The sequence below is a fragment of the Paenibacillus sp. JJ-223 genome, assembly GCF_927798175.1.
In the GTDB taxonomy this organism is placed as follows: Bacteria; Bacillota; Bacilli; order Paenibacillales; family Paenibacillaceae; genus Paenibacillus; species Paenibacillus hubeiensis.
In genome coordinates, this window is the sequence record NZ_CAKMMP010000005.1 from 194,926 (window position 1) to 215,993 (window position 21,068).

Here is a 21,068-nt window from a genome sequence, read left to right on the forward strand (position 1 = left end):
ACGCTCCCTTAACAAACTGCGGTTATGATAGTGTTCTTCCTGGGAACCGCATTTCAAAAATCAATCAGCCCTATGCTGATCTGCAATGCCTCATTGACCAGCTTCATGGTCTCCTCGTCAAGATGGGTAATCTTGTCGGTCAGCCTTTGCTTGTCAATGGTCCGTATTTGTTCGAGCAAAATCACCGAGTCCCGATCAAACCCGTGCGCCTCCGCATCAATCTCGACGTGCGTCGGCAGCTTCGCCTTCTGAATCTGGGCGGTAATGGCCGCCACGATACAGGTTGGACTGAATCGGTTGCCGATATCGTTCTGGATCACCAGAACCGGTCTGACCCCGCCTTGCTCGGAACCAACAACGGGAGAAAGATCCGCAAAAAAAACGTCACCGCGTTTTACGATCAATGTCTACACCCCGCTAACTAAGCGGTCCAGAGTGCTGTCCGCATCTTCCTCCGCGTGAAAGGCCTCGCATGCCATGGTTAGATTAATCTTCGCCATCTCCATGTACCCGCGCTGCATCGACTCGCGAATATAACGCTTTTTCCGCTCTGTCAAATACAGCTTCATGGCCTGCCTGATCAATTCGCTGCGGTTGGAATTCTCCATCGCGACGATGCCATCCACTTCCTGCAGAAGATGATCAGGCAGACTGATCATGATCCGCTTGGTGTTTTGCAAGTTGGCCACCTTTCTTCCACCCCCAAAAACCATTCGCCATTGTGTTCCAGTATTGCGTTTTTCCAGAACTTTTATACAAAGGAATATATATGCCCCCAGTATATCAAGTATGCTGTACTCCATTATAAACCGGGCAGGCATTATTCGTACAGGTCAGACATCCTTTTACAGGATTTACATCCTCGGATCGTTCCAAAGATAAGATTTCGGGACGGGATGACATTATTCCTGCCGATTCGGAAAAAACTTTGCTGGAAATATAAACCTTGCGAATGATTAGGTTGTCAAAAGGGGGTTGATGCTGGCAACTTCTGTTCCACCGCGCGTATATACGCGCGGAACGCGATGCGCGAGCATGCAAATCACCTCGTAGTTGAGGGTACCGAGTTGGGAAGCGACCTCCTCTGCGGAAATGGTCTCCCCATGCTGATGGCCGATGAGAACAACCTCTTCGCCGGCTTGAATGTCTTCCGCTTCTTCCGCGAAAGCTTGCAGCGACACCATGCATTGGTCCATGCAGATCGTGCCGACAACGGGAACGCGGCGACCGCGTATAAGCACCTGCGCCTTGCCCGTCAGCATTCGGGAGAATCCGTCTGCATAACCGATCGGCAGTGTCGCTATTCGTTCATTGTCCTGCGTTACATAACGGGTTCCATAGCTGACGCCCCAATGGGACGGCAGCGTTTTGACCAGAACCGTTTTGGTTTTCAGCGTCAATACCGGCGAAAGCTTCACGGCCTGATGATTCACCTCGGCGGATGGATACAGCCCATAGAGACTGATTCCGACCCGTACCATGTCATAGGACAGTCCGGGAGAATCGATCGCGGCAGCGCTATTCGCCGTATGTAAGATCGGGATGGTGCATCCCTGATTTCGCAGCGCATCCACCACGCCTTGAAACCGTCGATACTGCTCCAGGGTATACGTTTTGTCTTCTTCGTCTGCTTTGGCATAATGGGTAAACATGCCCTCCAGCTCTGCCTGCGGCAAATCGGCCACTTCCTGAACGAAAGCCACCGCTTCTTCCCCAGGCAGCAAGCCCAATCGGCCCATGCCGCTATCGATCTTGATGTGCACTTTGAGCCTGCGGTCGCTCAGGCCCGGATCCAGACTGCGAATGGCCTCGAGCACCTCCCTGCTGAACAGGGTGATAGTCACGTTATGCTTCCAAGCCTCCACGATGCCTTCCGGCGGAGTATATCCCAATACAAGAATCGGCAATGTAATGCCATGCTGCCTTAATTCAAGCGCTTCGTCCAGAAAAGCAACGCTCAGATAATCGGCGCCGATTCGTTCCAGTTCTCTGGCCGTTTCCACTGCACCATGGCCATAGGCATTTGCCTTGACGCATGCCAGCAGCTTCATGCCTTGCGGCAATGCCGCGCGGAAAGCTTCTACGTTGCTGTCCAGATGGTCCAAGTTAATTTCCGCTTGGGTCGGCCGATATTGTCGTTGCACGTTCTTTCACCTTCTCCAATCTTCTTAATCCGCCTCATGTCAGTTTCCATCGTAATGCCCAAGCATGTGACTGTCAAATCAACGACGGAATACGAAGGCAGCACGGCTGAAAACGGGTGGTGTTTCACAGGACGGGCGCCTCTCGCCTGCTTGCGTTTTATCCGCCCTCTACCTTATACACATACCCGTTTCTGGCTGCTCGTAAGCGTGCCTGCTTCAATGCGGAACGGTCCTTCCTTTTTCCAGAGCATGTTCATGATTCCCCAATTGCTTTTAACCGGGATGCTGGTTTCAATACACCCATACTTTCAATTATATGCGGGTTTCGGATCGCAAGTGTGGCCTGCAGGAAAAAATGGCACCGATTTCTGTCTTAAGCGGATGAATACCTTTTCTCCATCATGTCACACTTTCAAAAAAATCCGGACGAAGTCTATATTATGAACCCAAAAAAAGCACCGGGGAACCACTCCCCGATGCTTCTTAGCATGCCTAATGACAAATCTCCTATACCCTCAGACCTATTTACCCGACTGGTCCTGCATCGACGTGGCGATCTTCACCATCTCAGGAACAGGCAGGTCACTGCTCGTAATCCGGTATTCAATGCCGTCATTCATCCATGTCAGCGTCTGCAGCGCATCTCCGCTTAACATGCCGACGGTGAATCCGAGATCAATAAGCGTCGATGGCGCGAGCGATACGGCCCGGTCCTGCGGTCTTGCTTCAAAAATGGTGTAATTGTACATTCCTTCGTAACGCAGCATGACCGAGTAATTTTCCGACTCATCCAAAATTTGATCGTCCTTGAACTTGACGCCTTCCGGAGCATATGTCGGCTCGATGACGCCGAAGCTTCCCGCGTCTTCCGGCAGAGCAGTGGTCGTTTCTTCCGCGCCTGCATTGCCGGTGGACGGCTGTTGGGCTCCTGCCTGATTTCCTTCGGAGACGCCGGTTTGACCATCCACGGACGTTCCTCCCGATTCGGATGCCGCACCTTCGCCAGGTGCCGTTTGCGGATTAGCCTGCTCGTTACCTGTGTTCTGGCCATCCTGAGTCTTACCTTTTTCCGTTTCCGTTGTGCCGCCGGTGCTGGTACCGTTCTGTCCTTTCTCTCCCGTGGCAGCCGTCATGTTGCGCTGCATGTCGAACGCGTCCTTGCCAAATTCGGCTCCGAATTTGAAACTGTCGAATTTGACGTCTACGACGACGTTCGCACTGGCATCCGACACTTCCACCTGCTGTGGCGCGTAATCGCCTTTATGGAGCCATATTTTTTGACGGACGAGCGCTTGGGTGTTGTAGTTGGCCGCCACATCAAAAACATAGCTTTCTTTTTCATCGGAGAACTGACGGGTCGAATCACCCGTAATGCTGCGAATCAACGTTTCATACAGATAGACTTGTCCCTGGTTGTCCGGCCAATTGCTCTGGAAACGGAAGCTTTTGTTCTGGCTTGGCGTCAGCACGAAGACGCCTTCGTCATTGCGGAGCACGATCTGGGTAATATCCTTTTTGGCGTTGGTGAGCGCGATGCGATAATACGACGGTTTCTGATGCCATACCTCGACCTTGTACTGCTGCGGCGTGTCTCCGGTATGTAGCGTCATGACGCCTGATCCCTGATAACTTTTCATCTCACCCACGACTTCATTCAAATCTTTGACCACGGCTGCCGCATCCTTTTTCCCGCAAGCGGCAAGCAAGACCGAGAAAACCAATACCATGGCAAGCATCCATGATATTCGGCGCATGACATCATCCCCTTTAGCACATGTTTTCACTTCGGGATTGTGCGTTCGGCAGAACCCCTACTTGATTAGTACATGTCTATGAGGGACTTGTTCGATTTATGCGGACTGGTTTGACAAGCCTTCATCCCTTTTCGTATTGTCGGTGATCAGGCACAAATCGGTCTCGGGAAGGATGCAATTTCCAATGGGAAGAGGCATAGTGGACGTGGGGAACAAATTCATGTAAACGGAGGGATTCGAGATGTCTATCGCAACGAACTCCACATTGCTCGACGGATTGGACGAATATATCATCCAACAGCTGCAGGAATGGAAAACGGCCGGTTTGGCCATAGCCGTCATACATAACGATGAAATCATTTGGAAAAAAGGCTACGGTTACCGCGACGTAGAATCCAAAAGTGAGGTTACACCTGAAACACTCTTTGCCATCGGTTCAAGCACCAAAGCATTCACCGCAGCTACGGCAGCACAGCTTGTCGATCAGGAGCTGATGAAATGGGATACCCCCGTTAAAACGTATATGGAAGAATTCCAAATGTTTGATACCATGGCTGCGGAACGTATGACCATCCGAGATATGTTGTGCCACCGCTCCGGCCTGCCGAGACATGAAATGGCTTGGTACAATTCGGGCCGTACGAGAGAAGAACTCATCTACGCTTTGCGGTATCTGGAACCCAATGAAGATTTCAGAAACAAATGGCAGTACCAGAACCTGATCTATATGGCGGCTGGCTATCTCGTGGGACACATCAAAGAAACCGAATGGGAACAGTTCGCTCAGCAGTACTTGTTGGATCCGTTAGGCATGGCGTCCAGCGTATTTTCGGTTCAGGACATGCAGCAAAAGGAAGACTACGCCTATCCGTATATAGAGAAAGACGGGAAGTTAGAGCGCATGCCGTTCCGCAACATCGACGCTATTGGCCCTGCAGGCTCCATTAACAGCAACCTGAATGACATGATCGCCTGGCTGCGATTCCAGCTGAACCAGGGACAATTCGACGGCCAGTCCTTAATTTCCAAAGAGCAATTTGCCGTCATGCACACGCCGCACATGCCATGCGACTCTCCATTCCAAGGCAGCGAAATGCCTGTATGTACCTATGGTCTCGGTTGGTTCATCGAGCCTTATCGCGGACATATGATGATTCATCACGGCGGAGCCATTGACGGCTTTGCTTCCCAAGTGGCCTTTCTGCCGGAACAAAACATCGGAATCGTTGCGCTCAGCAATACGCAAGGCAGCGTGGTGCCTTACACGGCGTCGTTCCGCGTCGTGGATTTACTGCTTCAACTGGATACCGTCGATTGGAGCGGCAAAATGCGAAAAATCATGGGCGGCGAACCGGCCGAACAGGATACGGATGCCATCGCTCCTAGTACCATCACTTCCACAAGCAAGGAGCCGGAACAAACCGACAAAGAGGAGACGCCAACATCGTTCACCCTTGAACGGCATGGATCTGCCTATGAAGGCGTTTATGTTAACCCCGGGTATGGCGAGCTATTCGTTCGCCGTCGGGAAGACGGACTGGAAACCTATTTTAACCAACTGGAAATGCCGATGACCTATTCCGGAAACGAAACATTTTCGGTGGAGCTTCCGTTATTGGGGTTAACGGTGACAGCGACGTTCGAAGTGAGCGAGGACGGGCATGTACAATCGGTTTCTATTCCCTTGCTGATGGAACCCGGCACGAAGCCGATTGTATTTGTCAAACAGCCTAAGCAATCCTGAACCACGAAAAACGATGGGGCTCTGGCCGAGCCCCTTTTTGATGCCCAAAATCATCCATGTATGTACTTCTGGTTTCATATTTCAAATAAACCACAACCGAAATCATAAGCGGGGTATCCATCCAGTGATTCATTACCATAACGGGATATACGCCGGATAGCTCTCCTGCCTGCTTTCGGCATCCGGGCTGCGCTTCACCCATAATCGCCTCAGGTCCGGCATCCCGTAACCGACCACCCTGTAATCTCGCAAGGATGCATGGTGGGTGTGCTCTTCCCGGAAACTGTACATGGGCAGCAGCAGTGCCTCGCGGATCAGCATTTCTTCCAGCTCGATCCATCCTTGCATTCGCTCGTCCTCGTCCCGAATGCCGACGACCCTGCTGCATTGAAACGCCAGTGCTGCCCGCCACGCATCGTCCATCGCAATCAGGAACAACGTGTTTCGAAACGTGTACATGGTCAGCAGGCTTAACATGACATGTTCATCAAACAACTCCCCCGTGTAGATCAGGTCATGCTCTCCGAAATCGTGGTGGTAGACCGCCTTGACCACATCACCGGGCTCGATGTTTATCTTTAGTCCGACGCGTTCGCACCGATCGGCAAACCACGCCATGTCGATTTGCATTTTATGGCCATCCTCCACCCAGACGCTCACCGTTTCCCCCGCATAACCGCTGTCACGCAGCAACGTTGTCGCCCTCGCCAAAGATCCATCCATACCTTCTTCATCCAGGGGACTCAATGCAGACTGTTCCTCAGAGCGGCCGCGGAACAGGCTATATGCAATCCGGGTATTCTTGTCCCCCATCTCGTTATTCAACGCTTGCCGGCTTAACAAATATCTGATCGCAAGCCTGAACCTGCGGTCCTGCTGCGGCCCGGGCTTGCGCATGTTAAACGTCATAAAAACTCCGCCCTGCGCTTCATACTGCACGGCTCTCCCCTGACCATCGGGAAACATGTCCCGCTTAATGGCCGATTCCACCAACGGCCCCCCTGAAGGAAGCCGAGGAAGCTGCCATAACTCAACCCGATCTATGTAAGCACGCCCTTTGAAATACCAAGGATTCACGTCTAACGCCAGCAGCTGCGGATCGTTGCGAACCAAACGGTACGGACCGGTTCCAACCGGATTTAACGGATCGAAATCTACGTCTCTCGGCAAAATGGAGGCAGCGATGCTGCTCATCAAGTCCGGAAACATGAAATGGGGCCTGCTTAACCGGAATCGTACCGTGAGCTCGTCGTAGGCAACAATGCCGGCAATATCCCCGAACAACCATCTGCACGGATTACTGCGGTCTGCCGCAATCCGCTCGAACGTATATTTTACGTCCTCTGCATCCAATGACTTGCCATGGTGAAAGCGCACGCCCTTGTGCAAATAAAAGGTCCATTCCGTCCCAGCCGCATTGCTCTCCCAGGCAATGGCCAGGCTCGGTTCGCAGCGCTCGCGTTCGGCATTGTAACGTACCAGCCTGTCAAACACCTCTCCCACGATTCCGGCTTCCGCCCACATGGCCACTTGCGTTGGATCAAGCGTCACGAACGGCGTTTCTTGGGGAATGCGCAGCGTATCCATTCTGCCTTCGCTACCCACCGCAGATCGAAAGCCAAAGTGATCGCCGAGTCGCTGCAGGACATCGTTTCGAATCGCAAAAGGCAGACGCGACGCCAGCTCATAGGCTTCATCGAGCCTGTTGCCCTGCATGAGTCGATCAAACCTCTCTCCTGCGGCCGCCCGCAGAGGATAGCGGAACACAAGCTTTGATTTCTTGCCTCTCCCTCGCTCCGGGCTCCACTCGACCCATCCTTCCCGCATGAACCTGTTCATGATCAAGTTCATATTGCGCATCGTGCAGCACAAGCAATCGGCAAGCTCTCCAGTCGTACTCGCACAACTCTCCCCATCCGCTACATTCGAAAACTTCAAACGCAACCGAAGATAATGATCGATCATGTCCACTGAACGTTTCCTGCCTTTCCCCTGACTCAAATAAAATACGAAATTAAACTCGATGCTTTTACGGTTTTTCTTCAGGTTTTCATCCATTATACTCGGGAAATCAATATGACCCAAGGAAGGAACGCATACCATGAAGTACTCCGCTTTGCATCGCAACATCCGAATTCGCATCATCACCGACTTTTTTACCGATCTGACGCAAAAATCCATCCTGCCGTTCATGGCCATATACCTGAGCGTTCGACTGGGAGCGAGTTGGGCCGGGCTATTGCTCACCGCCAATATTTTGCTATCCATGCTGGTGAGCCTGGGGGCTGGGTACTGGTCCGACCGGATCGGACGTAAAAAACTGATGGTTTCCGCCCAATGCATACAGGTTTTCGCCCTGTTCTGGATGGCGGCAGCCAACTCGCCTTGGCTGGACTCCGTCTGGTTGACATGCATCATGTTTACATTCAGCAGCGTAAGTTCGGGCGTTAGCATTCCCGTTGCCAATGCCATGATCGTGGATGTCAGCAGCGAACGGGAACGCCAGTATGTTTACGGCCTTCAATATTGGACCACGAACGTGGCTATCACGTTCGGCGCTTTGATGGGCGGCCTGCTGTTCGAAACCAACCGATTCCTGCTGTTCGGGCTGGTACTCGCCGAAAGCGTGGCAACGCTGGCCATTCTTGTCACCTTGATTCACGAAACGATGGAAACACACTCCCATTCCAATGTTCCCGTTTCGCGCAAACGGAGCAGCATGTTCTCCACGTATGGAGATGTGCTCCGCAATCGGCGTTTCATGACATTCTTTGCTGCAACCGTACTGGCCGTAGCCCTTGAATTTCAATTGGATAAGTATATCGCCGTGCGCCTGAAAAATGAATTCAGCGCCCAGCTGTTTCAATGGGACATCACGGGACTGCAAATGTTCAGCTTCGTTTTGGCCATCAACACCGTCCTTGTAGCGCTCATCGCCCTGCCCTTTTCCAAGTGGATGCTTCGCTATTCTTCCCGGTCTGTCATGACGGTTGGCATGGTGCTGTATACGTTGGGCTTCGCGCTGCTCGCCGTCAGCAACTGGGCGATGCTTCTGATTGCGGCTGCGGTGGTTTACACGATCGGCGAACTGATGTATTCGCCCGTCCAAAAAGTCCTTTTGGCCGGCATGATCCCCGATACGAACCGTGCAGCCTATATGGCCGCCGACAGCATGAGTTACAACGCTGCCGCCTTAATGGGAAGCATCGGTTTGTCCATCGGCGCGATTCTGCCCTCCTACGCGATGGCTTGCTTGTATCTGCTGATGGGACTGGGAGCGCTCTGCTTATTCCGAAGTTCGCTGGATCGCCAAACGTTCACTTCAGGCAATTCAGGCAATTCATCGTCCGGAACGATGGCGTCATAAACGCAAAAAAGAATCACGCTGTGGACGCCAGCCGCGCACTCTTGCACAACGATTGATTTTCGCCCGACAATTTACGTGAACCAATCCCGGCATTTAGACGTAATACACATGAAGGGACTATTTCCCAAACCAATTCAAGGGAGTGTTTGTATGCATCAATCCACACGAAGGAATCGCTTCAAAGCCACTACACTGACCAGCGCACTCATGGCTGCAATGCTTTCATTCAGCTTATGGACGCCAGCGGTTCACGCGGAAACCGCGCAAACGCCGGGACAGGCTGCCACCGCAGCGTCCCAGCAAAACAAAGCCACCGCGCTGACGGCGGAATCGGCAACCTCGTTTTTAGACAAGTTTTTTGCATCGCCTGAAGCACAGGCCCAATACGTCGGAGCATCCGTCGTTGTTGTAAAGGACGGCAAAATTCTGGCTGAAAAAGGGTATGGTTACGCCGATACCGAGAACCAAACGGCCGTTAATCCGAAGAGCACGCTTTTCCGGATTGCCTCCGTCTCCAAAACCTTTACGGCAGCAGCGGTAATGCAGCTGGCGGAGCAAGGGAAAGTCGATTTGCAGGCTGATTTTCAGACTTACGTTAAAGGGCTGGAGTTCAAAAATCCGTTCGACAAACCCGTAACCGTCGAACATCTGCTCACCCATACAACAGGTTTCGAGATTCGCGATCCTCAGCAGGAAGACCTTCACGCGGACTTCGAGAAAATCGTATCGATGGAGGATTATGCCAAAGAGCACATGCCACCTGTCGTTCGCGAACCGGGGAGCTCCTACATGTACGACAACTTTTCGTTCCTGCTGCTCGGCATGATCGTGGAGAACGTGAGCGGCGAACCGTTCGAGACTTATATGCAAAAGCATATTTTCGAGCCGCTCGGCATGGATCACAGCAGCTTCCTGCTGAATGGCGAACGCCAGAAACAACTGGCGACGGGCTATGACGCGGCACGCAAGCCGCTTGACATGTACACGATCTCCCCGACGCCGCTGCCGCAAGGCGGCATGCTGTCCACGGCCGAGGATATCGGCAGCTTCATGATCGCTTTCCTGAACGGCGGGATCAAGGATGATCAGCGCGTATGGAAAGAATCCACCATCAACAGTATGGAGCAATACCGCTCGTCGATTCATCCGCTGCTGCCTAATACGACCTACGGATTCGAAGCGCCGTTTCAGCTTCCGGGAGCAGGGAGCAGTTCCAAAATCATCACCAAGGCAGGAGACCTGCCCGGCTTCAGCTCTTATCTCTTCTTTATTCCTGAGCAAAATACGGGTGTCTTCCTGACTTACAATCAAACCGGAGCTTTGCGCAACCTGTTCTACCCGGCCTTTATCCAAGCATTCTTCCCGCAGTACGCCGAACCGGCCAAGCTTGAACCGTTTACGCCGCAATCGGGCGAAGAGCTGCAGCGCTTTACCGGTCTGTATGCCGACCTTCGTCTCAGCACGATCGTCAGCAAATTGAACGGCAGGGGCGAGGAGGCTGGAAAACTGAGTATCTCGGATGCATTCCTCGGGCCGCGCACGCTAATTCAGGTCGGAGACCATCTGTTCAAGGACGAGATCACCGGGCAATTTACCGCCTTCAAGGAGAATGCTGACGGTACCGTTTATATGAAAGAGCCCTACCTCAACCCGATGGGTTATGAGAAAAAAGGCGAAAAAGCCCAAGGATTCCGGGATGTCCGTCCGGACAGCCCTTACGCCGAGGCGATCTATGGCCTGCAATCCCTCGGACATTACGAAAATGACAAAAACGCGGCTTTCCAACCGAAAAATACGGTGACCCGCGCCGAATTCATCGAAGACGTGCTGAAAATGAGCGGCTTGTCTGCCAGCAAAACGGCCCCTCCTGCAGACAGCGATTGGGCTACCCATCCGGCAGCAGGTTACATTCAGCTTGGTTATGAGGCCGGCATGATCACCGGAGCCGATTCGAAGCAATTCAAGCCGGACCAGGCCATTACCCGTCAGGAAGCGATGGTCATGGTATGGCGCTCGCTGCAAAAGCAATATCCTGCCGAACTGTTTGAAGATATCCGACTGGCCGGACATATCGACGAATGGGCTGCGCCTGCCATCCGCATGATGGTTGCGCTGGGCCTTCACGGACCGGAAGTGAAGGTTCTGGAGGATGGATCGGTCGATGTCCTTCCCCGCAAGCCGTTGATCCGTCAGGAAGAAGCGGCGATCATGTACCAGCTGTTCACGCAGCCGACCGACAAGATCGTGTCCGAGCTGATGAAACAGCAGCAGCCGGCCGAAGAGGCCGCTGCTTCCTGATTCCAGGAAGCAGATGCTGCGTGCCAGCTCTTAGCAATAGAAATGGGAACAAACGATGTATAGAACATGACCAAACAGGCTTGTTCGAAGGGCGAAACCGTCGTCCTTCGACAAGCCTGTTCTCTTGTATGATCAGGGCATACGCTGCCCCGCTCGAGGGTAAAATTAAATGTTGGCGATCAATGCGGATACATGCCGGTTTCCGTTCCGTTGATTCAATTTGTCCGCAATGGTCTCCGCTTCCTTGGCGAATACGTCAGCCAATCCTTGCAAATCGGAGGCATCGCCATCGTAATGAAACGATGTCGGAAGGCGCAGGCGATAGCCTTGGGATTCATCGGCCCAGCGCTTCAGCAGCGCTGCGGCATTGGCGTAAAATATCATTCTGGCCGTCGGATCTTCGTGATCCACCGCCAGTGGCGCCGTCTGTTCCAGCACGTCGATGCCTGCCGCAGGATTGGTACGTGCCAGGTATCCCATTTGCTCGCCAAAACACTTCACGAAATCCTTGTTTCCTTTGGTCAGACGATAGCCTTTTTTCTGGTGTTTGTCCGCTTCTCCCTGACGGTTCAGGCGATACAGCGGCATCAACAGGCGCGACAATGTAAGATGCGGAATCTCGGCACAAGACATTCTGCCCGACAGAATCGGCTTCGCCGCTTCGATTGCCTTTTCGTCGTCACCCATCAAATTCCAATATCGTACGATTTCATTCTGTTCGCAGGCCGCGCAATCGCTCATGTAATCACTGTCGGCCGCCGTGAATTTGGAAAGGCAGCGCGTAGCTTCTTCCAAGTCGCCCAAATCCATGGACAACATGAACCGATAGTACAGGTACGATCGTTCGCTGTAACCGAAAGAGCGGAAACGGCGACCGAAATCCTCCAGAAGCTCCATGATTTTTTCGCGCGATATTTCAGGGAAGTTGGAAATCGTTCCGAGAATCCATTTGTAGGACCACATCAGTTCTTCCTCGTCGTAACGCTCCGGGTCGCCGTCGAACTTGCCCAGCTGCCAGGAAAAAGCGATCAGCGCCTTCATCGGATAACCGCAGAACGTAGCCGTCTCCACGATTTCTGCTCGCGCTTCGTATGCCTCTTCTTCCATGCCGTTGATATCCGCGATCCTCGCCGCTTCCTCCAACAGCCCAAGCTTGGCCGCACCGTTCGGCAAACCGTGCGCCTCCATCATCAAATCTTCGAAATCCATGTCCATTTCCAGACTCATCGCCGACTCACTCTCCCTTATCTTTTGTGTTGGCCTGCAAACCCCAATCGATGAAGCGAATGATGCCTTGGTTAAGCACGGCATGCTCTTGCCGGTTCATCGCGTAGTGGCCCATCATGAGCGCATTCACGTACAACATCTCAATGGCCAGCGGTGTCATCTGGGGATCAGGCGACGTAAGCACACGCTGGATGACCGGATTGCTCACGTTCAAGTAGAGCGTGGAGTACCCCGCCGAATTCATCGCTGTAGACAATGAGCCCAGCACCGAAGAGAACAAGTCCGTGCTCTCCTCGCTCGCCTTTTCCAATGCGCGAAGCGTTGAAGTTTCCTTGGACAGCGTGAACAGGACGGGAAGGTCGCTCGGTTTGAAGCCTTTGACTTCTGCCCGGCACCGGAAACGCTGCAAAGCGGCATCGGCAAGACGCAAAGCGTCGTAATATCGGTCCCGCTCATGCGGAGGCACGTCGATGAATTTCATCGAAACCTCGTCCGGCTGAAGCTGCTCCGTGTGCGCGGAAGGTACCGCTAAAGGCAGGGCCGCCATCAGGTCGCTGTCATAGATATAACCACCGTTCACGACCAGCATGGATTGTGCTGCCGCCACATGATGGATCTGGCGATATTCATCCACGGACCCGGTATAATACAACGTCTCTTCCTCGTCCAACAGTTCACCGAGTTCCCGGTGTCCCCTTGTTGTCTCGAATGGCAGCCAGCGATGGACCATGGCGTAAAATTGTTGATCCTGCACCGCCAACGCCTTCATGGACAACGCATGCAAACGAATAAGCTTCTGCAGCCGTTCCGGATGGTTCGCAGCCATGTTCGCAAGGCCTGCCCGAATCGCGTCACCGAGTTCCGAACGCACCTGTTCCAATTGATCGTTTTCGTAGAAATGCTCCCTGGAAGCGGTGGGCTGCAATTCATCCGTCCAGATCAGGCATTTGACGAAAAAGGCCCAATCCGGCAAAATGTTCTCCGCCTTCTCCGATACCAGCATTCGTTTCAGGTACACACGGTGCGAACGTTTGGCGTTCAGATTTACGGCATGCGGCAGTACGTATGCAATGCCGGCTGTGCGTCCGGACGCTGTTGTCAGCGGAATGAATTCCTCGAACCGTTCCCCCAGCAAACGTTGGCCAAATGCAAGCACCTCGGATTTGCGTCCTGCAGCGAGTCCGGGGTTCGCCAGCCATGCGGGCGATTCGGCGTTGATCACATGCCGCTGCCCTTCATGCTGCAAGGTAACCGGGTAAGGCAGCAATGCCCCATAATAAAATAGCGACTCCTTGACGTACTCTGCATCGAAATACGCTGCCCCTTCGGGAGTGCACCGAAGATACACTTTCGTCCCTGGCGACAATGACGTGTCTAACCGGCGAATCGTGTACGTGCCGTCCGGCTTGCCACGCCATTCCATGGAAGGCCCGCCCTTTGCGGACTGAGTCAGCATCACGATTTCGTTGCTCACCATGAAGCATGACAACAGTCCGATGCCGAAACGGCCGATAAAGGACGTTTCCCCGTCCAGCAGCGCTTGGCGGCCACGCTTCGACGACTGCCCGATCATGGCCAGAAATTCGTGAATGTCGGCCTCGGTCAACCCGATTCCGTTATCCTGCACCGTCATCGTCAGCTCCGTTCCCGTTCCGGTCAGTTCCACGCTGACTTCGCCCCGATGGCCCGGCTCCGCCTCGCTTCGTGCCGTAATCGCATCGGTCGCATTTTGCATGAGTTCGCGCAGAAACACTTTGGGGCTGCTGTATAAATGATTCGATAAAATCTGGATCATGCCGCTCAGATTGACCTGAAAGCGGTACTCATTGGATGATGCCATACGATTCACCTTCCCGAATCCTCCACACCGATGCATCCATGTTTAAACCGATGTGTTAGACGAAATAATTCGTTTTGAGACGTCTCTTATGCTCATGAAGCGCTCAAAGCAAATGGATGCCCACCAACATGAAGAATGCCTCTTATAACAAGGATACATGGTACGGCACCCGTATAAAACGAACTTGAGACCCGATTTCGCGCCGGAAAATACGTGCAAATGTTCGCTTTTTTGGGACTATAGAAGGACAAAGTCGATCTTTTTTTCCATTTGAACGAAAATCGGGTCCTAAACGTACTATTTTAAAATTCAGATCATACCCGATTATGTTCTTGCAAAACCAACACAACCATCGGGCAGGTCGGGAAGACGGCGGTGACATCATGATCGAGGTATGCAATATTTCCAAACAATTCGAGATCCATCGGGCGCTGAACGATGTCAGTTTCACGATCAAGCAGGGCAGTGTGACAGGGCTCATCGGCCCCAACGGATCGGGTAAAACTACACTGATTCGCATTATGAACGGGGTGCTCGGTGCATCCACAGGCAAAGTCAACATTGGCGGTTTGGACCCGTCAATCGATGCGGAGAAGGTGCTGGCTATGTGCGGCACGCTGACGGAACAGAGCGGATTGTACGAAAATATGAGCGGCCGGGATAATCTGCTTTTTTTTGCGGAGGTTTTCGGCGTCAAACAGGCCGCCGCACGTATCGATGAACTTGTTGCTCTTTTCGAGCTTTCGGAATATGTAGATCGGAAAGTAGGCACGTACAGCACAGGCATGAAAAAACGGCTGGGACTGGCCCGAGTGCTGCTCCACTCCCCCTCCATTCTGTTTCTCGACGAACCGACGAACGGTCTCGATCCGGATGGAATTCAGATGGTGCTGGGCATCATCCGGCGCCTCAACCGGGAGGAAGGCATCACGATCCTCGTGTCTTCCCATGTACTGACCCAGTTGTCGGCCGTATGCGATCATTACATTTTCATGGAGAATGGCTGTAAAGTAGAGGAAGGCACGGAGGAAGACATCGTAAAACGTTATCTGGGGCGGCCCAAAGTGGAAATCGAAGCCGACCTGCCAGGCGGGTGGCAAGCATTCAACTTGCCGGGGTACTCTCTTGAAATCCTGACGCCTCGTAAAGCCATATTCCAATTGGAGTCACGCGAACAAATACCGCGATTGCTGCGAACGTTAACCGGAATTGGCGAGGTTTATCAGTCCCGGATTATGGACAGCGACCTTGAGAGTGTTTATTTTTCCATAAGGGAGGCTCACCGTCATGAATAGAAACTCTCACCAAAACCGGGCGCTCCGCGCACTGGTCCGTAAAGACATACGCGCTATTACCGCCAGTGTCCAACTGTGGCTGCCGATGATTATCATTCCTCTCATCATTGGAGTAACGATGCCCGCAGCTCTATTATGGCTGGCTTCGCGCCTGGATCTGCGCGAGATGGGTAATATGGGGGCGGTCCTGGACACGCTCGATGCCTTGACCGCTTCGGGACAGATCCCTCAGCTCGCGCATATGGCGACCGATAATCAACGGATCGTCTATTATTTGGCCCTTTATATGTTTGCCCCGCTGTTTCTCATCATTCCGGTAATGGCGTCCAGCATTCTGACGGCGAACAGCTTTGCCGGCGAGAAGGAGCGTAAAACGCTGGAAGGACTTCTATTCACGCCTGTAAGCATGAACACGTTATTTACAGCAAAGGTGCTGGCTGCTCTGATTCCTTCTATTATTTTATCATGGGCAACCTTTCTGATCTTCGGCGTGATCGCCAATGTGATCATGTATCCGATGTTTGGACAGATCATGTTCCCCAACCTGAATTGGATCCTCCTGATCTTATGGGTGATTCCTCTGTGCAGCCTGGTCGTCATTTTGCTCAATGTGCTGATTTCGGCCAAAGTACGGGGGTTCCAGGAGGCTTACCAATTGGGGGGCATCGTCGTTCTCCCCTTGCTCGCCCTGATCGGTGCCCAGGCTACGGGCATGCTGCTGCTTCGTCCCTGGCTGCTCGCCGTCATCGGTGCGGTATTGCTGTGTCTTTGCTTCGTGCTGCTGCGCCTTGTCTCAATGTGGAATCGTCGCCAGCAGCTTGCAGAGAGCCAGATCTGACTTCGGGACCGACATGTCCCGCGCCTGGACTTGATTGAGAAACTGCATGAGGCACGGTATGATAAGGAGACATGAAGCTGGAGACGGCAAGACGACGGAGAGGATTGGAATCCATGTTACTTCTTCAAATGAAATACGCGCAGCATTTAACGACACAGGAAAAGCACATCGTGGATTATATCCTCCAGCATCCCGAAGCCGTCTTCCATTCCACGGCCCAGGAGCTGGCTCATTTAACCTTTACAAGCTCATCGACCATTGTCCGCTTATGCAAAAAACTGGGTACCAAAGGGTACCCGGACTTTCAGTTGAAGCTGGCGCTCGAAACCGTGCAGGCCCCTTCCGCCATCGCATCGCCAGGGCTGCAGACGCCGGGGTTCGGGAACGTGCAAACCGCGATCGAATCCGTGCCATACCTGTATCAGCAAGCCGTCGCCGAGACGCGGCGGATGTTGAACGGCGCCGTGATCGAGCGCATCGTGAGGACGCTGAAACAGTCCAGCCGGATCGATATTTACGGAAGCGACGTGAACTATGACGTGGCGCGGCAGGCCTGTACCAAATGGAATGAACTCGGCCTGCCTGCCATTGCCCACAATACGCCGAACAGGCACTATTTGAATACCGTGCACGCCGGATCGGCTACGGTATCCTTTGTCATCTCCCACACCGGCGAGAATCCTGCCATGATTGAAGCGGCGAGCCTTCTGAGCGGCAAACGGATGAACGTCATTGCCGTGACAGGCAATAACGATTCGACGTTGGCAAAGCAATGTGATGAAACGCTGCTTACTTACGCATATAGCGACCAACTGCGGCTTAGCAAGATGTCCTCCATGCTTTCCGTCATGTACATCTTCGACATCCTGTACATGTGCAGCATCGACGAGTCCGATAATCAGGCCTGATCGGCTGCAAATCGAATGCCTGCGTCCTTGCGCGCACTCGTCAGCACGCTCATGACGGATCGGCTGTGCGCCAGCAGTTCATGGCAGCGCTGTTGATCTCCGCTTTCGTAAATGTCCCGGAACGTCTCCCACTCGTAGTAAAACCAGTTCTTCCGGTTTTGGCGGTTCAGCTCTTCGGTTTTCTCGCCGATCTGCACCTTGATTTCCCGGCACCCATTGGCGCCGCCGACGACCTGGATATATCCCTTCTCGCCCTGAATCAGCACGAAATTCATGCTGCTCGTATCCTTGCAGCCCACGCATTCCGCAATGAAGTCGGGATATTGAAGCACGGCTACGCCTGACGTGTCGATCCCGTTGGCGTGTTTGTTCGCCGTATAGGTCACGGATTCCGGAGCACCGAACATTTTCATGACGAAATGAATGTTGTAGATGTTGATGTCCATGATCGCCCCGCCGGAAAATTGCGGATTGAATACGTTCGGCGTCTCGCCTGCCAACAGCTGGTCGTATTTTCGGGAATATTGGCTGTAGTTGCATTGAATGAATTTGATATGGCCCAGCTTGGGCAATTGTTCCTGCACCGCCGCGTAGTTCGGCAAATGGATGTTGGAGATCGCTTCGAAAAGGAACAGGTTTTTCTGTTTGGCAAGGGCGATGAGCGATTCCGTTTCGGCCAGGTTGGACGCAAACGGTTTCTCGCAAATGACGTGTTTGCCATGCTCCATTGCCCGGTATGCTTGTTCATAATGAAGGCTGTTCGGCGAAGCGATGTATACGGCATCCACATTTGTATCAGCAAACAGCGCCTCCAGATCGGTATAAACAGAATCCACCCCGTACTTGTCGGCCAGAGGCTGAGCCGTCTCCCGCTTGCGCGAATACATCGCGGTACAAGTTACTCTCTCCACTTCGCTGATCGCTGCCAACATGGCATCCACGATGCTTCCGGTGCCGATCGTTGCAATGTTCATCATGTTCTCTTCACTCCTGATCATTCATAATAATTTATGCTTGAGCCTGTTTGGCCACTTTTACCCCTTGCTGCAAAATGTCCAGGACGTACAGAACCTCGTCATCCTTGACCGGCTTGTCTGTCCCATGCCGTATTGCCACGAGAAGCTGTTCATACAGGATGCCGTAATCCGTTACTTCCGACGGAACCTTTTCCGTGCGGGAATTCCCATCATCGTCGACATAACGGAGCGTTCCCCAATTGGCTTCGTCCTCCGGCTCAAACGAAACGACGGTCGGTCCATGCTCGTTCTTGTGCTGGTGGCCGCTGCTGTATTTGACGAAGCTGCCCCGGTCGCCGTGAACGACGAACTTGGGATGCTCGATGCTGACGAGCATGCTGCACTTGACGGTCATTTTGGCTTTGCCGTAGCGAAAATCAATGTCCACGTAATCATCGGACTCGCCCGGATAAGCAAGGCTGCGGACATCGTAATCGATCCGGTCTGCCCTGCCGAACAGGGAGATCAGCTGATCGATGGGATGCACAGCCAATCCGTGCAGCATCGTGAATCCCGGTTTGACCCAGGCTGGCCTGAAATAATCGTAGTGCGATTGAATTTCAACGATATGGCCGAGTTTGCCGCTCTCCATAACCTTTTTCAACGTGAGAAAATCCCCATCGAATCTGCGGTTCTGATTGGCCATGGCAATCAGGTTTTTCCGTTCTGCAAGCTCAAAAATACGGCGCGCTTCTCCCGAGGTGGAGGCAAAAGGCTTCTCCACAAGCACATGCTTGCCATGTTCAAGCGCCAGTCTGGCATATTCGAAATGGCTGTCCACATGGGTCGCCACAACGATCAATTCGATGTCCAGATCCGACAATACGGCGTTCAAGTCGCTCGTGAATGCAATATCCGGATAATACGCTTCACGCTCCATATCCCCGACGCGGTCCTCCTCCCGGCGGAAGATCGTTTTTACTTTAATCCCTTCTCTCCCTGCCAAGTAAGGCAAATGGTAGTTTACGACCGCGTTTCCGAACCCAATCATGGCGATATTCATCATTCGCTTCACTCCTTATTCGCTTGATATCGCCATGGTACCAGCACGGGGTCGGTTCGGGGAATGCTTTCGGAAGGTATTGGCCGCAGCGTGCATAGATTCTCTATATGTGTCCAACAGAATGAAATCGAATTTCATTCCAAAAACATTTCCCGCGTTGCTCTAACATTTTTTCCATAGATTACCGATATATTTTAAGGTATTATATACATACATTGCGAACGAAGGGTGAAGATGGGTCTATGAAAAAATGGTCTTTGCGACTGCAACGAACGATGTGTGCCGTGCTGATGGTTTCCCTGTTTGCCACAGCAGCACTGGTAAGTGGAGGTAAAGCGCAAGCGGCATCCCTTAGCCAATCAACGGTATATTACGATTCGGATGGCGTGCTCTACAAAGTATCCGGAGACGGTTCCGGCACGACGGAAGTATTGCTCGACTTTAAAGGATCCGGGCTTCAAGCAGCCGGCTCCTACCTCTATTACACGGAAACTGCAACGTCCACGACGCTGCACCGGGTGAAAAATGACGGCTCGCAGGACGAGAGCGAAACTTTTGCTGAGGATGTGCTCGACTACGCTACGGATAACGGCTTCATTTATTATCTTGATTCCAAGGGTGCCATCTACCGTACCAACGGAAACAGCGCTCCATCCACGGTCCAAAAAATCGCCGACCGGGCGAATACGGACTTCCCTCTGTTATATGTAAGCAAAGGCAGAGTCTACTACAATGCAGTAATTAACGGCAAAACGTACGTTGCTTCCAAAGCTACAAACGGCAGCGGTTCCGTTCAATCCATTGCAGCGGGCGCCGTGGAAGACAGCTATTTCATCAACTCAACCAAAAACGCACTGCTTATGATGGTCAATACCGATGAGTACGAAACGGTCTACTCGACCAACGCCGTCGTTATGTATTCCGTCAACTACAGCACCGGCAAAGGCAAAGCCGTCAATCCGAAGGCGAAGCTGGACGTTAATGCCGCTTATTCCGGCGGTTGGGCAGGCAATCTTTACGTTTACAACAAAGGCATCAAGCTGGACAGCAACAAGGATTACAACTATGCTACAGGCAAAGCCTTTGCACTGACCACGGCGGGTAAAACGATGCAGCTCCACAGCAAAAGCGTGCGTGAAACAACGATGGTCGGTACGGACAAAGTCATCATTATCGATGCGGACAAAAAAGCCTACGGCAAAACGGTATCGGCCAGCAAAGTCACCAAAACGGCCAACCTCAACCTCAGCGGCGTGAACTCTCTCGGTTCACAACTGACGAACGCTTCGCCAACGCTGGCCTACATCTCCAACTATAATGGCATTTACGCCGTAAATACGGCGCTCAAAGTCACCAAGCTGGCCGGGGAAGAATGGGATTATTATCAATTCGGCAACGAAGTTCCAGGCGTATTTTACTTGAATGCCGATGATCAGTTCCGTCTTTACCATGTGCAAGCGAACGGCACTGGCAAAAAAGTGCTCAGCGAAGTGTACGCCGACCGCATTTTGTTGGCAACGCCTAACTAAAGAAGGCTGATCTCGATCCATGAAGGATACCCTGAACCATCCGTGTTCAGGGTATTTTTGTTTTTCCGGGGCTAAGTTCGGCAATAAAACTAAAAAACGCCTTCC

Annotated in this window: 16 protein-coding genes; 7 read left to right on the forward strand and 9 right to left on the reverse strand. The window is 52.6% G+C overall.

Annotation, left to right across the window (positions count from 1 at the left end):
* Window positions 1-53 precede the first annotated feature (53 nt).
* The 4 genes from L6H98_RS11340 to L6H98_RS11355 form a co-directional block, all read right to left on the reverse strand.
* Window positions 54-404 (reverse strand): type II toxin-antitoxin system PemK/MazF family toxin, encoded by a 351-nt coding sequence (locus L6H98_RS11340; protein WP_236415139.1) that lies wholly within the window; start codon window positions 402-404, stop codon window positions 54-56.
* 3 nt (window positions 405-407) lie between these two features.
* Window positions 408-689 (reverse strand): ribbon-helix-helix protein, CopG family, encoded by a 282-nt coding sequence (locus L6H98_RS11345; protein ID WP_290371439.1) that lies wholly within the window; start codon window positions 687-689, stop codon window positions 408-410.
* Between the two features lie 267 nt (window positions 690-956).
* Window positions 957-2,144 (reverse strand): alanine racemase, encoded by a 1,188-nt coding sequence (gene alr / locus L6H98_RS11350; protein ID WP_236415141.1) that lies wholly within the window; start codon window positions 2,142-2,144, stop codon window positions 957-959.
* A gap of 521 nt (window positions 2,145-2,665) precedes the next feature.
* The gene (locus L6H98_RS11355) at window positions 2,666-3,898 is read right to left on the reverse strand and encodes a DUF4367 domain-containing protein (RefSeq protein WP_236415142.1); all 1,233 of its coding nucleotides are present in this window, start codon (window positions 3,896-3,898) and stop codon (window positions 2,666-2,668) included.
* Between the two features lie 241 nt (window positions 3,899-4,139).
* Between L6H98_RS11355 and L6H98_RS11360 the strand changes: the two genes are divergently transcribed.
* A complete protein-coding gene (locus tag L6H98_RS11360) occupies window positions 4,140-5,642 on the forward strand; it encodes a serine hydrolase (RefSeq protein WP_236415143.1) in 1,503 nt (500 codons plus the stop codon).
* Between the two features lie 132 nt (window positions 5,643-5,774).
* Here L6H98_RS11360 and L6H98_RS11365 read toward each other — a convergent pair whose 3' ends face one another.
* Window positions 5,775-7,607, reverse strand: coding sequence for an ABC transporter substrate-binding protein (locus tag L6H98_RS11365; protein ID WP_236415144.1), 1,833 nt, complete (start codon window positions 7,605-7,607; stop codon window positions 5,775-5,777).
* Window positions 7,608-7,743: 136 nt separating this feature from the next.
* Between L6H98_RS11365 and L6H98_RS11370 the strand changes: the two genes are divergently transcribed.
* Window positions 7,744-9,009, forward strand: coding sequence for an MFS transporter (locus L6H98_RS11370; RefSeq protein ID WP_236415145.1), 1,266 nt, complete (start codon window positions 7,744-7,746; stop codon window positions 9,007-9,009).
* Window positions 9,010-9,159: 150 nt separating this feature from the next.
* On the forward strand, window positions 9,160-11,307 hold the full coding sequence (locus tag L6H98_RS11375; protein ID WP_236415146.1) for a beta-lactamase family protein: 2,148 nt from the start codon (window positions 9,160-9,162) through the stop codon (window positions 11,305-11,307).
* A gap of 165 nt (window positions 11,308-11,472) precedes the next feature.
* Here the strand turns inward: L6H98_RS11375 and L6H98_RS11380 are convergent, their stop codons facing one another.
* Together L6H98_RS11380 and L6H98_RS11385 are read right to left on the reverse strand one after the other, a co-directional pair.
* Window positions 11,473-12,534 (reverse strand): hypothetical protein, encoded by a 1,062-nt coding sequence (locus L6H98_RS11380; protein ID WP_236415148.1) that lies wholly within the window; start codon window positions 12,532-12,534, stop codon window positions 11,473-11,475.
* 7 nt (window positions 12,535-12,541) lie between these two features.
* The gene (locus L6H98_RS11385) at window positions 12,542-14,374 is read right to left on the reverse strand and encodes an HSP90 family protein (protein ID WP_236415397.1); all 1,833 of its coding nucleotides are present in this window, start codon (window positions 14,372-14,374) and stop codon (window positions 12,542-12,544) included.
* Between the two features lie 383 nt (window positions 14,375-14,757).
* Between L6H98_RS11385 and L6H98_RS11390 the strand changes: the two genes are divergently transcribed.
* From L6H98_RS11390 to L6H98_RS11400, 3 genes are all read left to right on the forward strand, one after another.
* The gene (locus tag L6H98_RS11390) at window positions 14,758-15,669 is read left to right on the forward strand and encodes an ABC transporter ATP-binding protein (protein ID WP_236415150.1); all 912 of its coding nucleotides are present in this window, start codon (window positions 14,758-14,760) and stop codon (window positions 15,667-15,669) included.
* Window positions 15,662-16,507, forward strand: coding sequence for an ABC transporter permease subunit (locus L6H98_RS11395; protein ID WP_236415152.1), 846 nt, complete (start codon window positions 15,662-15,664; stop codon window positions 16,505-16,507). The genes L6H98_RS11390 and L6H98_RS11395 overlap by 8 nt, the downstream gene beginning before the upstream one ends.
* Window positions 16,508-16,620: 113 nt before the next feature.
* A complete protein-coding gene (locus tag L6H98_RS11400; RefSeq protein ID WP_236415154.1) occupies window positions 16,621-17,415 on the forward strand; it encodes a MurR/RpiR family transcriptional regulator in 795 nt (264 codons plus the stop codon).
* On the opposite strand, the gene L6H98_RS11405 is transcribed toward L6H98_RS11400, so the two are convergent.
* Both L6H98_RS11405 and L6H98_RS11410 read right to left on the reverse strand, forming a co-directional pair.
* Window positions 17,406-18,389 (reverse strand): Gfo/Idh/MocA family oxidoreductase, encoded by a 984-nt coding sequence (locus L6H98_RS11405; protein WP_236415399.1) that lies wholly within the window; start codon window positions 18,387-18,389, stop codon window positions 17,406-17,408. The two genes, L6H98_RS11400 and L6H98_RS11405, sit on opposite strands and share 10 nt — an antisense overlap.
* Before the next feature lie 34 nt (window positions 18,390-18,423).
* The gene (locus L6H98_RS11410; RefSeq protein WP_236415156.1) at window positions 18,424-19,437 is read right to left on the reverse strand and encodes a Gfo/Idh/MocA family oxidoreductase; all 1,014 of its coding nucleotides are present in this window, start codon (window positions 19,435-19,437) and stop codon (window positions 18,424-18,426) included.
* 239 nt (window positions 19,438-19,676) lie between these two features.
* On the opposite strand from L6H98_RS11410, the gene L6H98_RS11415 reads away from it, so the two are divergent.
* Window positions 19,677-20,963, forward strand: coding sequence for a DUF5050 domain-containing protein (locus tag L6H98_RS11415; protein WP_236415158.1), 1,287 nt, complete (start codon window positions 19,677-19,679; stop codon window positions 20,961-20,963).
* The last annotated feature ends 105 nt before the right edge of the window (window positions 20,964-21,068 follow it).